Source organism: Aquabacterium sp., from assembly GCF_016195855.1.
Lineage (GTDB): Bacteria > Pseudomonadota > Gammaproteobacteria > Burkholderiales > Burkholderiaceae_C > Aquabacterium.
Window position 1 is genome coordinate 41,956 of record NZ_JACPYU010000029.1, and the last position, 12,866, is coordinate 54,821.

Below are 12,866 nucleotides of genomic sequence, written 5' to 3' on the forward strand. Positions count from 1 at the left end.
GCTTACCGGGCAGACCCTGAGCCCCATGCCTGAAATACCGGTACCCGACGGGCGCATACTGCAGCTTTCCAGGATGGACTGCCCAACACGCCATGTCTGCCATGTCTCGCCTCACCCCCCCTTCTCCCGGTACTTTGCGCAGACGCACCCTGTTCATGGGCATGGCCCTGGCCGGGCTTGTAGCGGCCTGCTCCACCCTGCTGGGGCCACGCACGGTGGAGATCTCGCGCGAGGAACTGCAGGCCAGGCTGGGCAAGCAGTTCCCGACCACCAAGCGGGTCATGAAGCTGCTGGACGTGAGCACTGGCCTGCCCCGGCTGGACCTGCAGGGCGACAAGAACCGCGTGGCCCTGGCCTTCGACCTGACCGCCAAGGAACTGATCATGGGCGGAGAGCACAAGGGCCAGGTGGCCCTGAGCTTCGGCCTGCGTTTTGAACCCAAGGACCTGACCATCCGCCTGACGCAACCCAAGGTTGAGCAGGTGATGGTCGAAGGCTTGCCCGCTGTGTACCAACGCGCCCTGAGCACGATGGGCGCGCAGCTGGTGGAAGACAGCCTCAACGACTACCCGGTGCACCAGTTCAAGCCCGAAGACCTGCGCACGGCTGACCGCATGGGCTACGAAGTCAAGGACATCCAGATCACCTCCACCGGCCTGGCCATTCACCTCGCGCCCCGCCCCTGAGCCTCTCGCCCCCGCCGTCATGGCCTCTGTCGCCAAAAGGCGCTGAAGAAGCGCCCGTGCTGTCCGATATCTCCGAGACAGTACGCATCACAGAGAAGATCCATGACAGGACGTTTCACACTCAGGCAGAAATTCGTGGCGGGCTTGTGCACGGTGGTGGCCGTGTCACTGCTGGTCTTGCTGGGGGTGCGCCTGCTAGGCAAGAGCGCGCGCTTTCATTACCTGGAGCGCGAGCACATGGCCCTGGTGATGCACATGTCCAACGACCTGCAGCTCAGTGCCGCGGCGCCCCAGGCCAGTACGCTCACGCGCGAGGCGCTGCTGCAGACCATCGGCCAGGCCCATGCGATCGCCGCCCATGTCGATGTCGAGCTGTTCACCATCGAGCAGTGGGCGTTCCGGCTGATCGGCTTCGGCCCAGTGATCGACCTGCCGCACAAGGACATGGTCGACCTGGACCACATGCGCGGCATCGTTGAAGCCGGCAGCGGCCCGGTCACCCCCGAGCTGGTCAAGCAGTTGCAGCCCGACATGGAGCAGGTGATGGCCAACTCCGACCACTTCGGCCCGATGGTGGCGGAGGCGGTGGAGGTCATCAAGGTCATCGTGATCGTGGTCAACCTGCTGGGCATTGCCGCGCTGTGCGCCAGCTTCTGGCTGATCCGCCAGGCCACCCTCAAGCCGCTGGAAGCCGCCTTGCAGGCCGCCCAGCGCATCCAGAGCGGGGACCTGGCCAGCCCGGTGCCGGTGCATGCGCAAGACGAGATGGGCCAGTTGATGCAGGCCCTCGATGACATGAAAGACAGCCTGGCCCGTGTGGTCGGGGATGTACGCCAACGCTCGCAAACCGTCGCGCACGCCATGAACGAGGTGGCCCATGGGCACGGTGACCTGTCGCACCGCACCGAGGAGCAGGCCTCCACCATCCAGCAGACGGCCTCCAGCGTGGTCCAGTTGACGGCCTCGGTGCAGCAAAGCGTGCACAACGCGCAGACCGCCGATCAGCAGGCCTCGTCGGCCGCGCAGATCGCCACGCAAGGCGGGCAGACCGTGGACGAAGTGGTGGCCAGCATGTCCCAGATCCTGGCCTCGTCCAAGAAGATCTCGGACATCACCAGCGTGATCGACGGCATCGCCTTCCAGACCAATATCCTGGCGCTCAATGCCGCCGTGGAAGCGGCCCGCGCCGGTGAGCAGGGCCGTGGCTTTGCCGTGGTGGCCGGTGAGGTGCGGGGACTGGCCCAACGCAGTGCCTCGGCCGCCAAGGAAATCGCCACGCTGATCCGCGCCTCGGTGGAGCAGGTGGAGTCGGGCTCGCACCTGGTCACGCAGGCAGGCCAGACCATGAGCGAGGTGGTGTCCGCCGTGCGTCAGGTCTCGGGCCTGATCTCCGAGGTGAGCAGCTCGCTGGGCGAGCAGGCCTCGGGCATCAGCCTGATCGACCAGGCCATGAGCCAGCTGGACCAGGCCACCCAGCAGAACGCCGCGCTGGCCGAACAATCGGCGGCGGCCGTGGACGCGGTGCGCCAGGAAACCACCTCGCTGGTGCAGACGGTGGGGCAGTTCCGCCTGGCCTGATGCGGCCGTCATGCGGGCGTGGCGAGGGCACTGCTCGCCACAAGCGGGCGAAGTGGCGGACAATGGCGCTTCTCCGCGTTTCTACCTAGTTCCTTCTAGCCTCCCTTGGATTTTTCGCATCATGAGCATTTTTTCAGGTGACATCCGCCAGACCTGGGCCGACGCGTTCATCGCCGGCATTCCTTATGCCGCGGCTTCGGGCATGAAAGTGACCGAGCTGGGCAAGGGCACGGTGAGCCTGTTCCAGCCCGCACGCGACACGTGGACGGGTGACTCGGAACTGCAAATGATCCACACCGGCTGCCTGAGCGTGCTGGCCGACACCGCCTGCGGCCTGGCCGTGGGCGCCGCCATGGACACCCCCGAGCCCATCGCCACGCTGGACCTGCGCATGGACTACCTGCGCCCGGCCATGGCCATGACCGATCTGGTGTGCAAGGCCGAGTGCTACCGCCTGTCGCGCAGCATCGGTTTTGTGCGCGGCCAGGTGTTCCAGATCGGGCAGGATGAGCCGGTGGCCACGGTGAACGCGACCTTCATGCGCGCCACGGCCAACACCCGCCGCAAGGACATGGGTGCACCCGGCGTGGATGCCAAGGCCTCGTTGACACCGACCCAGGCTGCGGCCAGCCTGAGCGCGCCGGCCAGCATCGAGCCCAGCCCCGTGTTTGTCAGCCAGCGGGCTGATGTGCCTGAAGCGCTGGCGCTGCCACCCGGCCGCTCGCCGTATGTGGAGTTCCTCGACATCCGCCAGCAGGCGCAGATCGACGCGGGGCCGGTGTTCCGCCTGCCCTTCAAGCGCGAGTTGATCGGCAACCCGGTGCTGCCGGCCTTGCATGGCGGCGTGCTGGCAGGCTTGGGCGAGACGGCCATGATCCTGCACCTGACCAACACCAACCCGGCCATCAAGGGCGTGCCGCGCGGCATTGACTTCGCGATTGCCTACATGCGCTCGGCCAAGCCGGTGGACACCTTTGTGCAGGGCACCACGGTGCGCCAAGGCAACCGCGTGGCACTGGTGCAGGTGTCGATCTGGCAGGACGACCCGCAGCGGCCCGTGGCGCAGGCGCGGGGGCATTGCCTGATGCCGCGCGACGAGGGCTGACCAGGCCTTGCGCGGCTACAGGCCGCGCGCCTGGATGTCCTTGGCCAGCGCCAGCAGCATCTGCCCGTAAGAGACTCTGGGCGCCCAGCCCAGTGCACGGGCCTTGCCTGTGGGGAAGCGGCTGTCCCAGGCGATGAGGTTGAGCGCCTCGCGCGTGACCGGTGGGCGCTGACGCTGAAAGAGGCGCCTGAACAGCGGCTCGACCACGCTGGCACCCAGATAGGCCAGCCAGCGCGGGATCGAGCGCGGCAGCGGCGCCCCCATCAACACGGCCAGATCGTTGAAATAGCGCACCCAGGTCACCGGCAGGTCATCATGGATGTTGAAGGCCTGGCCATACGCTGCCGGGTTCTGTGCCGCCAACAACAGGAAGTCGGCCACGTTGTCGACCACCGTGAGCGCGGCATGGCCCTGCCCCCCGCCAATGAGCGCAGGCAAGCGCTGGCGCAAGGCATGGGCCGCATCCAGCAACCAGGGGCCCGAGCCCGGGCCGACGATGTTGGCCGGGCGCACCACACACACCTGCCCACCCTGAGCGTTGAAGCGCCAGGCCAGGGCTTCCTGCCCTTGTTTGGCCTTGCCGTATGGCCCTTGCGCCCTGCCCAAAGGCGTGTCTTCCGCGCACACGCTGTGCTGGATCGCATCCCCATACGCACAGATGCTGGTCGTCAGCACCACGATGGCCTGGTGCCGCAAGGCCGACTCGAACACATGGGCCGTGCCCCCCACGGTGACGCGATCATGTGCGGCATAGCTGCCGGCGTCCCCCACCAGCGCGGCCAGATGGAAGACATGCGAGCAACCTTTGACGGCGCGCTCCACATCGTCAGCCCGCGTGATGTCGCCACGCAGGATCTGCACCCGCTCACCCCACCCCGCCGGCACGGCTTCATGTGGCAAGGCGAGCACGCGCACAGCCCAGCGCGTGCGCTGCAGAATCAGCCCGACCAGCGCCCGGCCCAGAAAGCCGCACCCGCCGGTGACCAGCACGGTCTGCTCATGCCCGTTCATGCTGGCGCTCATTTGGTCTGCCTCTGCACCTGGCCGAAATGCGCCTCGCCAAACAGATGGCTGGCCACATCGCCCGGAAAGGCCCAGAACGGCGTGCGCTCGCTGGAGGTGGCGCAGTTCGGGTAGTCCGGGTTGGCCGATCGCCCGGCCAGGGTCTTTTCCAGCACCATGGAGATGTACTGGTCGTTGCTGCCCTCCAGCGTGTTGCCATTGAGGATGACCTCGACCCCCGTGTGCTGCGCATACCGCCTGACTGCATTGATGCGCGAGTTCAAGGGCTCGTAGGCATCGACGCCCACGCCGTTTTCGCTGGTCACGCGGATCCCATCGGGCACACGCGCCGCCATGGCGTGGTTGCCTTCGGTGTGGCCGGGCGTGTGGATCAGGGCCAGGCCGGGGCCCAGGCTGAGGCTGCCTTCAAAGGTGATGACCCGATCGGGTGCGATGCCGTCGATGCCGCGCGGGCAATACCAGTCGGCCTGGATGGGCAGCAAGGCTTGCGTCGAGGCCCATTCCTGGCGGTGCACCAGCAGCTTCGCTTTCGGGAAATAACCGGGCTGGCCATGTGAGCCCAGCCACTTGCGCACATCATGCGTGTGCAGGTGGTCGTAGCTGATGTAGTCCACCTGATCGGGCGTGATGCCGCACTCCGCCAGCGCGCCTTCCACCGTGTTGTACTGCGGCGCGATCACATTGATCAGGCTGCGCGGCACGCCCTGAGCCAGGCGCTTGAAGAAGGGCGTCTCGCGGTTGGCCTCGTGGTCCGTGGGGGACAGCATCAAGGTGCGCAGCACTTTGTCGTGGTCACGGTACTGCACCACGAACAGCTTGTTGAACAGGTGGATCAAGGGGAACTTGAAGCCCCGGTGCGCAAACACCCCGGAGAACGCATAGTAGGTCGGGTACGGCGCGCGGATGAGGTTGAAGCTGCGGTAGAACAGCACCTCGGGCTCGGCCATCATGCGCTCGCGCAAGGCCTGCGCGCGGCTGCGCACCTCCTGCAATCGCACCTGCGGGCTGCTTGAATGGCGCGCATGGTCGAAGTCGCCCAGCGCCTGCATGCCTGCCGGCATGGGCGTCGTCATCATGTTCATGGGAACTCGCTACAAAACGGGTAAGGATGGGGGCTGAAAGAGACTCACTGCCCGGCCATGCGGGCCGTCACGAAACGGTTGACCGCATCAGGCGAGAGCTTGGACAGCAAGGCAAAGAACCGCGTCTGCAGGCCCACCGGTGTGTGCACCGGCAAACGCCCCGGCGCCCCTTGAGCCAGCTTCCAGATGCTCATCGCCACGTCGTCCGCGCTCAGGCGCACACCGAGCGTCTGCACGGTCTTCATCTTGCTGACGTCATTGGCCACCATGGCCGTGTTGACGAACAAGGGCAGCACGTCGACCACGCGGATGCCAAAGCGCTGCCATTCGATGTCCAGCGCCTCGGTGAAGCTGCGCACAGCCGCCTTGGTGGCCGAATACGTCGACAGCATGGGCTGGCCATACAGGGCCGAGGCCGAGCACAGGTTGACCACCCGCGCAGCCGGCGTGCCGCGCAGATAGGGCAAGGCCGTGTGGCAGCCGTTGACCACGCCCTTGAGGTTGATGTCGATGAGGCGATGGTGGCGCGCCAGTTCGGCCTCTTCAAACGGGCTGGTCACCGCGATGCCGGCGTTGTTGAGCAGCACGTCCAGCCTGTCACCGGCCGCTTTGTGGAAGGCCCGCAATTGCGCAGACCAGTCCTCGACGCAGCTGACATCCAGCCGCCCGGCGTGGCAGTTGGCCTCGCCCAACTGGCGGCGCAAAGCCTGCACCCCAGCCTCGTCCACGTCATACAGGCCCACGAACCAGCCGGCCTTGGCAAAACGCTCGGCCACGGCCCGGCCAATGCCAGCCGCCGCGCCGGTGATGAAAATGCTCTTGCGTGTTGTCTGGTGTGCTGTGGTGGCCATGGATGCTCCTGTCGTGATCGCCAGCATAGAGGGTCAGGGTTGTCAGGTCTTGACTACATCGACCGTGTTTTTGACAATTTCGTCCATGCCCCCTCAACCCTTGCGATCACCGGCGCGCACCACGCCTGCCCTGCCTGCCCGGCTGTATGAGCGTGACGCCATCCAGGGCATGGTGCCCCTGAGCTTTCTGCGCGTGCTGGCGGACTACCTGCAAACCCAGGGCGTGCCGCCCCACGAGCTGATCCCCCGCCGCTTCAGCCTGGATGCCGCGCAGCACTTTGGGCGCATGCCCGCCGAGGCCTATTGCGGCCTGCTGATCCGCGCGGCCGAGCGCCTGCATGACCCCTTGCTGGGCCTGCATCTGGGGCAATTCATGCAACCCAGCCAGTTGGGCGCGTTGGGTTATGTGCTGCTGGCTTGCGAGAACCTGGGGGCCGCACTGATGCGCATCCAGCGCTACCACCGGCTGGTCCACGACATCAACCCCATCGAGCACGAGTTGCGCGACGGGCAACTGATCCTGCGCTGGGGCGTCGCCCATGGCAAGCCTGGCGCCTTGTTCGATGAGGTGGGCATCACCGGCATCGTGCAGTTCGGGCGTGACCTGTGCGGGCAGACCCTGGCCCTGCATGCCGTGGACTTCGTCAACCCGCCGCCGCCTGACATCCGGCCGTACACCGCGTACTTTGGCTGCCCGGTCCGGTTTGGGCAGCCCGTGACCCGACTGGTGATCCCGGTCGAGTCCCTGGCCGCCCCTTTACGCCAGCCCGATCCCACCTTGCTGAAGTTGATGGAAGCACAGGTGGACGCGGCCATGGCCGAGTTGCCGCAAGCGGGCGACCTGGCAGAAATGGCACGCCGCGTGGTGGCGCACCTGGCGCCGCAGGGCATGCCCGAGCTGGAGCAAGTGGCGCATGAACTGCGCCTGTCACCCCGCGTGTTCTACCGGCGCCTGGCCGAGCAAGGGCTGAACTTTCGCGAGCTGCGTGAAGCGGCCTTGCAGCAAGTGGCCGAGTTGCACCTGCGTGACCAGCGCCTCACGCTGGCCGAGGTCAGCGCCCTGCTGGGTTACGCCGAGCAAAGCGCGTTTTCACGGGCCTTCAAACGCTGGACGGGCCTGGCGCCGCTGCAATGGCGGCAACAGGCCATCGGCTGAGCACGCATGACATGGGTGACGGCGCCGGAAGACGCGCAGCCACTCAGCGGCCCGACTCAACGGCCCAACTCAGCGGCTCATGGCGCTGTGGTGAAAGCCCTGCTGCCCCACCTTGGTCTGCGCTGCGAACCAGTCGGCCACGGCCTGACGCTGCTCGGGTGTGTAGTGCAGGCCCAGCTTGCTGCGCCGCCACAGCACGTCGTCGGCCGTCATCACCCACTCGTGGCGCTTGAGGTAGAACAGCTCCGCCTCGTACAGATCGGGCGCCACCTCGGCACCCAGGTCGCTGCGTGAGCGCACGCCGTCGAGCAGGCGCAGCACGCGCCCGCCATAAGCACGCGTCCAGCGGCGCATCAGGCCCAGGTCCATCCAGGGATGGCGGCGGCGCAGGCGGGCCTGGAACTCGGCCATGTCGGCCATCGGGTTGCTGGTCTCTTCGATCAGGTCACCCAGGAAGCCACCGGGCAGCGTGGCGTCGCCCGTCCAGTGGTGGCGCTCGTCACCCAGCATCCGGCCGACCTCATCGGCCGCCTCTTCAGACAGCAGGCGGAAGGTGGTGAGCTTGCCGCCCCACACGGTCAACCAGGGCGCGGGCCGCGCATGCGCTTGCAGGCGGTAGTCGCGCGTCACGGCCGAGGCCTTGCCGCTGGCATCGTCCAGCAAGGGGCGCACACCGGCATAGCTCCACACCACGTCACCGGGCTGCACGGGGCGGCGCAGGTAGCGGCTGAGCTCCTGGCACAGGTAGATCACCTCTTCGGTGTCAATCTGCACATGGCCCGGCGGGGCCTTGTGTTCGATGTCGGTGGTGCCGATCAGCGTGAAATCGCGCTCGTAGGGGATGGCGAAGATGATGCGTTTGTCGCGCCCCTGGAAGATGTAGGCGTGGTCGTGGTTGAAGATGCGCGGCACGACGATGTGGCTGCCCTTGACCAGGCGCAGCTTTTCATTGGCATCCCCGCCCTTGCCCGGCGTGGTGGGCACGGCCATGACCTGGCGCAGCATCTGCTCGGCCCAGGGGCCCGCGGCGTTGACGACCAGGCGCGTTTGCACCGTGAGGCGATGGGTGGCGGCCTGCGTGGCCGGGTCCAGATGAGCCAGCGTGGCGCGCCAGCCGCCAGCATGCGCCCGCATGGCTTCGCAGCGCGTGCGCGTGAGCACCTGGGCGCCCTGCTCGGCGGCGTCCTGCGCGCACAAGGCCACCAGGCGGGCGTCGTCCACCCAACCATCCGAATACACAAAGCCCTTGGTCCAGCCTGGCTTGAGCGGCTCACCCAGGGGCGACTTGTTCAGCGCCACCGACTCGCAACCCGGCAGGAACTCGCGCGGCGCCAGGTTGTCGTACAGCCACAGGCCCAGGCGGATCATCCAGGCCGGGCGCATGGACGCGTCATGCGGCAGCACAAAGCGCAGCGGCCACATGATGTGCGGGGCCGAGCGCAAGAGCAATTCGCGCTCCATCAGCGCCTTGCGTACCAGGCCGAACTCGCCATACTCCAGATAACGCAAGCCACCATGGATCAACTTGGTGGACGACGACGAGGTGTGGCTGGCCAGGTCCTCCTGCTCGCACAGCACCACGCGCCATCCGCGCCCGGCCAGGTCGCGGGCAATGCCCACGCCATTGATGCCGCCACCGATCACCAGCACATCGCAGTGATAGTCCGCTTCGCTGGTGTGATCGTCGGATTTCTGCGGGGGTGGGGGGCTTGCCGGCTGCAAACGAGGCTCCTTCAGTGGTGCAATGTCGTGTTTTACGACACGAGAGCGTACAACACAAGCGCGTTTATATTCTTTTGTGTTTGTTTTTTTTCGTATACGCTTCGCATATCCCGGAAATTTGCGCGAAAACAGTCAATGGAGACCCGGTATGAACCCTGAATCGGCATGGAGCCCCAACCCGCGCCAGCTGGCTTTGCTGGAAGAAGTGCGTGCGCGCGGCGCGGTATCGGTCGAACGGCTGGCTCAGCGCCTGGACGTGACCATGCAGACCGTGCGCCGTGACGTGCAGCGCCTGGCCGACGCCGGCCTGCTGCAGCGCTTTCACGGTGGCGTGAGCCTGCCGCGCGTGGCCCCGCAGGTTGGCGCCTGGAAAGAGCGCCAGGCCCTGCGCGCCGACGCCAAGGCCCGCATCGCCCGCTCGGTGGCCGCCGCCATCCCCGATGGCAGCTCGCTGATGATGGGCATCGGCACCACGGTGGAGGCCGTCGCGCGCGAGTTGCTCAAGAAGTCCGGCCTGCGCGTCATCACGCACAACCTGCACGTGGCCAGTTTGCTCAGCGAGCACCCCAATTGCAAGGTCCACGTGGCCGGCGGCGTGCTGCGCTCGCGTGACAGCGCCCTGGAAGGCGACAGCACCGTGGCCTTCCTCAAGCAGTTCAAGGTGGACTACACCATCATGAGCACCATGGGCATCGACGAAGACGGCACCCTGCGTGACCGTGATCTGCGTGAACTGCCTGTGGCCCAGACCCTGGTCGAACAGGCGCGCGAGACCTGGCTGGTGGCCGACGTCAGCAAGTTCAGCGAGGCCGAGCTGGCCAAGGTGGGCCACCTGCAGACCATGAAGCGCGTCTTCACCGATGCCTTGCCGCCTGCGCCCTATCCCAAGATGCTGCAGGAATGGGATGTGGGCCTGACGATCGCGTCCTGACGCGTCCCGCTTCGCACCGCCATCCCGCCCCCTCATCACCAGAAAAACCATGGCACTGATCCTCGCGCTTGACCAAGGCACCTCCAGCTCGCGCAGCGTCGTCTTCGATGAACAAGGCCAGATCCTGGCCAGCGCCCAGCTGGAGATCCGCCAGCACTACCCGCAACCCGGCTGGGTCGAGCACGATCCGCTGGAGTTGTGGGCCACGCAGCGCGACACCGCGCACGCCGCACTCGCCCAGCTGCACCAGGCAGGCCATGATCTGCGCCAGCTCAAGGGCATCGGCATCACCAACCAGCGCGAAACCACCTTGCTGTGGCGCCGCGACACGGGCCTGCCCGTGCACCGCGCCATCGTCTGGCAAGACCGCCGCACCGAAGCCCAATGCGCCCAATGGCGCGAGCAAGGCCTGGGCGAGACCATTCGCGCCAAGACCGGCCTGGTCATCGACCCCTACTTCTCGGGCAGCAAGCTGCAATGGCTGCTGGACCATGTGGACGGCGCCCGCGAGGCCGCCCAGCGTGGCGAGCTGGCCTTTGGCACCGTGGACAGCTGGCTCTTGTGGAACCTCACCGGTGGCCGCGTGCACGCCACCGATGTCAGCAATGCCTCGCGCACCATGCTGTTCAACATCCACACCAATGACTGGGACGACGAGCTGCTGGCGCTCATGGGCATCCCGCGCGAGGTGCTGCCTGAAGTGCGCCCGTCCAGCCACCTGTTTGGCGAAGCCGCGCCCGCCGTGTGGGGCCCGGACAAGGCCGCCCTGCCCGGCTTGCCGGCACTGCCCGTGGGCGGCATCGCGGGGGACCAGCAAGCGGCGCTCTTCGGGCAGGCCGGCTTTGAAGCGGGCCTGGCCAAGAACACCTACGGCACCGGCTGCTTCATGCTCATGCACACCGGTGCGGACGTGCGCACCTCGGCCAACGGCCTGCTGAGCACGGCCGCAGCGCAACTGCCCGGCCAGCGCGCCTATGCGCTGGAAGGCAGCGTGTTCATCGGCGGCGCGGTGGTGCAATGGCTGCGCGATGGCCTGCATGCCATCAAGGCCGCCAGCGAGGTGCAGTCCCTGGCCGAAAGCGTGCCCGATTCGGGCGGTGTGATGTTCGTGCCCGCCTTCACCGGCCTGGGCGCGCCTTACTGGCAAAGCGATGCACGCGGCGCCATCGTGGGCCTCACACGCGGCAGCACCGTGGCGCACATCGCGCGCGCCGCGCTCGAATCCATCGCCTTCCAGAGCGCGGCCCTGCTGCAGGCCATGAGCCGCGATGCCGTGGCCGCCGGTGGCCGCCCGGTGAGCGAGTTGCGCGTGGACGGCGGCGCCTGCGTCAACAACCTCCTGATGCAGTTCCAGGCCGACCTGCTGGGCATCCCGGTGGTACGGCCCGAGGTGGTCGAAACCACGGCCCTGGGCGCGGCCTACCTGGCCGGGCTGGCCACCGGTGTCTATGCCGACACCACCACCATCGCCCGCCTGTGGCGCGCCGAGCGCACCTTCTACCCCACGCTGTCACGCGAACGCGCCGACGAGTTGATGGGCCACTGGGAACACGCCGTGCGACAAGCCTGTCAACACTGACGCAGCGAGGGCTTGCGTCGGGCTGATGCCGTACTAACCCGCAAGGGCAACGGCATCGTCGGGTCTGCCCGACAGGAAATCACCCCAATCCAGGAGACGATCCCCCTAGCCCTAGGGGCATAACGTAACGCGTTAAAGCCTAAATTGGTCGCCGGCCGAACACGCTTCGAGCCGTTATTCGATAAACATTATCAAATCACCAACTGGAGCTTTTATGCGTACTCTGACTCAACAAGAAGTGGCCGTGGTCAACGGCGGCAGCGCTTTCTCTGACTTCCTGGCCCAGATCGGCAAGACCCTGGTGAACGTGAGCGTGGTGGGCAAGCCCGAAGGCTCGACCAACGTCACCGTGAAGAACAACCTGGTCGACGTGCTGGTCAACGTGATCTGGGGCAAGAAGTAATTCTCGCCTGATGCAGACCGCCTTGGGGCCTTGTTCCAAGGCGGTTGTTGTTTCACCCACCCCGGAAAGCACGCACCATGCGCACACTGTCTCAACAGGAAGTCAACCAAGTCGCGGGCGGTCAGCCCCAACTCGCGGTTGACGTCAACATCCCCGCCGGCTACGTCCACGTCAACATCGTGGACGGCGCCAAGGTGATCCTCAAGCTGTTCAACCTCGACTGGAGCAAGTTGGGCACCAAGGCCTGAGGTCTGTGCCCTCTTTTGCTCATGGATAGGCCAGGCTTGCGCCCTGGTCGATCTCCAGGCCGCTTTCATGCGGCCTTTGCCTTTTGGTCGCCTTGGCTTGATGTCTTCGTTGTCCCTGCCCTCCCCGGTGCCGGCTGCGGCCCTTGCCAGTGCAAGGCGCCCAGGCTGGCCGCTGCTGTTCGTGGCCCTGCTGTGCCCATGCGCACCGTGTGCCCACGCCGACTCAGGCCTGGATGTGCCACTGCGCTGGTCACTCAGCCTGGGCGCCTTGCAGGCCCAGGCCCCCGCATTCACCCCAACACCCTCGGCCATGGCGGGCGGCACCGCGCTGGCCAACCCGGGCGTGGCGGCTGGGCAGAGCCCCATTGCCACCCCCTGGCCCCAGCTGCTGCAACGGGCTGAGCAAGCCGCCAGCAACCGCGCGGCCGACGCCCAGGCGCAGGCCACGCAGGCCCAGCATCAGCAGGCCTGGGCCAATGCCTGGATGCCCCGGCTGGATGCC

13 protein-coding genes are annotated in these 12,866 nt (G+C 66.6%); 9 read left to right on the forward strand and 4 right to left on the reverse strand.

Annotated elements, in window-relative coordinates; all coding sequences use genetic code 11:
* Positions 1 to 92 precede the first annotated feature (92 nt).
* The 3 genes from HY019_RS21430 to HY019_RS21440 all read left to right on the forward strand — a co-directional run bounded on the left by HY019_RS21430 (position 93) and on the right by HY019_RS21440 (position 3,369).
* Entirely contained in the window at positions 93 to 686 is a 594-nt protein-coding gene (locus tag HY019_RS21430) for a DUF1439 domain-containing protein (RefSeq protein WP_290696024.1), read from the forward strand.
* A gap of 102 nt (positions 687 to 788) precedes the next feature.
* On the forward strand, positions 789 to 2,264 hold the full coding sequence (locus tag HY019_RS21435; protein ID WP_290696026.1) for a methyl-accepting chemotaxis protein: 1,476 nt from the start codon (positions 789 to 791) through the stop codon (positions 2,262 to 2,264).
* Between the two features lie 121 nt (positions 2,265 to 2,385).
* Positions 2,386 to 3,369 carry a hotdog domain-containing protein gene (locus HY019_RS21440; RefSeq protein WP_290696028.1) on the forward strand — a complete coding sequence of 328 codons (984 nt, stop codon included), beginning with the start codon at positions 2,386 to 2,388 and terminating at the stop codon, positions 3,367 to 3,369.
* Between the two features lie 15 nt (positions 3,370 to 3,384).
* Here the strand turns inward: HY019_RS21440 and HY019_RS21445 are convergent, their stop codons facing one another.
* The 3 genes from HY019_RS21445 to HY019_RS21455 are packed head-to-tail and all read right to left on the reverse strand — an operon-like array spanning position 3,385 to position 6,325.
* Positions 3,385 to 4,392 (reverse strand): NAD-dependent epimerase/dehydratase family protein, encoded by a 1,008-nt coding sequence (locus tag HY019_RS21445; protein WP_290696030.1) that lies wholly within the window; start codon positions 4,390 to 4,392, stop codon positions 3,385 to 3,387.
* Complete coding sequence (locus HY019_RS21450) at positions 4,389 to 5,474, reverse strand: hypothetical protein (protein ID WP_363302806.1); 1,086 nt, start codon at positions 5,472 to 5,474, stop codon at positions 4,389 to 4,391. Before HY019_RS21450 ends, HY019_RS21445 begins: the two co-directional genes overlap by 4 nt.
* 44 nt (positions 5,475 to 5,518) lie before the next feature.
* The gene (locus HY019_RS21455) at positions 5,519 to 6,325 is read right to left on the reverse strand and encodes an SDR family oxidoreductase (protein ID WP_290696032.1); all 807 of its coding nucleotides are present in this window, start codon (positions 6,323 to 6,325) and stop codon (positions 5,519 to 5,521) included.
* 85 nt (positions 6,326 to 6,410) lie between these two features.
* Between HY019_RS21455 and HY019_RS21460 the strand changes: the two genes are divergently transcribed.
* Positions 6,411 to 7,481 (forward strand): AraC family transcriptional regulator, encoded by a 1,071-nt coding sequence (locus tag HY019_RS21460; RefSeq protein WP_290696034.1) that lies wholly within the window; start codon positions 6,411 to 6,413, stop codon positions 7,479 to 7,481.
* A gap of 69 nt (positions 7,482 to 7,550) precedes the next feature.
* Here the strand turns inward: HY019_RS21460 and glpD are convergent, their stop codons facing one another.
* Positions 7,551 to 9,203, reverse strand: coding sequence for a glycerol-3-phosphate dehydrogenase (gene glpD / locus HY019_RS21465; RefSeq protein WP_290696036.1), 1,653 nt, complete (start codon positions 9,201 to 9,203; stop codon positions 7,551 to 7,553).
* Between the two features lie 148 nt (positions 9,204 to 9,351).
* On the opposite strand from glpD, the gene HY019_RS21470 reads away from it, so the two are divergent.
* From HY019_RS21470 to HY019_RS21490, 5 genes are all read left to right on the forward strand, one after another.
* Positions 9,352 to 10,134: a DeoR/GlpR family DNA-binding transcription regulator gene (locus tag HY019_RS21470; protein WP_290696038.1), complete on the forward strand. Its 783-nt coding sequence runs from the start codon at positions 9,352 to 9,354 to the stop codon at positions 10,132 to 10,134.
* A 49-nt stretch (positions 10,135 to 10,183) separates the two neighbouring features.
* Positions 10,184 to 11,713 (forward strand): glycerol kinase GlpK, encoded by a 1,530-nt coding sequence (glpK, locus tag HY019_RS21475; RefSeq protein WP_290696040.1) that lies wholly within the window; start codon positions 10,184 to 10,186, stop codon positions 11,711 to 11,713.
* 214 nt (positions 11,714 to 11,927) lie between these two features.
* Positions 11,928 to 12,116: a hypothetical protein gene (locus HY019_RS21480; RefSeq protein WP_290696042.1), complete on the forward strand. Its 189-nt coding sequence runs from the start codon at positions 11,928 to 11,930 to the stop codon at positions 12,114 to 12,116.
* Between the two features lie 77 nt (positions 12,117 to 12,193).
* Positions 12,194 to 12,364: a hypothetical protein gene (locus tag HY019_RS21485; RefSeq protein WP_290696044.1), complete on the forward strand. Its 171-nt coding sequence runs from the start codon at positions 12,194 to 12,196 to the stop codon at positions 12,362 to 12,364.
* Positions 12,365 to 12,473: 109 nt separating this feature from the next.
* Positions 12,474 to 12,866, forward strand: a 393-nt coding sequence (locus HY019_RS21490) for a hypothetical protein (RefSeq protein ID WP_290696046.1), incomplete at its 3' end; no start/stop codon positions are given.

Coding starts and splice junctions, on each gene's coding strand:
- HY019_RS21430 (WP_290696024.1), top strand. CDS start 93: ATGTCTGCCATGTCTCGCCTCACCCCCCCTTCTCCCGGTACTTTGCGC.
- HY019_RS21435 (WP_290696026.1), top strand. CDS start 789: ATGACAGGACGTTTCACACTCAGGCAGAAATTCGTGGCGGGCTTGTGC.
- HY019_RS21440 (WP_290696028.1), top strand. CDS start 2,386: ATGAGCATTTTTTCAGGTGACATCCGCCAGACCTGGGCCGACGCGTTC.
- HY019_RS21445 (WP_290696030.1), bottom strand. CDS start 4,392: ATGAGCGCCAGCATGAACGGGCATGAGCAGACCGTGCTGGTCACCGGC.
- HY019_RS21450 (WP_363302806.1), bottom strand. CDS start 5,474: ATGAACATGATGACGACGCCCATGCCGGCAGGCATGCAGGCGCTGGGC.
- HY019_RS21455 (WP_290696032.1), bottom strand. CDS start 6,325: ATGGCCACCACAGCACACCAGACAACACGCAAGAGCATTTTCATCACC.
- HY019_RS21460 (WP_290696034.1), top strand. CDS start 6,411: ATGCCCCCTCAACCCTTGCGATCACCGGCGCGCACCACGCCTGCCCTG.
- HY019_RS21470 (WP_290696038.1), top strand. CDS start 9,352: ATGAACCCTGAATCGGCATGGAGCCCCAACCCGCGCCAGCTGGCTTTG.
- glpK (WP_290696040.1), top strand. CDS start 10,184: ATGGCACTGATCCTCGCGCTTGACCAAGGCACCTCCAGCTCGCGCAGC.
- HY019_RS21480 (WP_290696042.1), top strand. CDS start 11,928: ATGCGTACTCTGACTCAACAAGAAGTGGCCGTGGTCAACGGCGGCAGC.
- HY019_RS21485 (WP_290696044.1), top strand. CDS start 12,194: ATGCGCACACTGTCTCAACAGGAAGTCAACCAAGTCGCGGGCGGTCAG.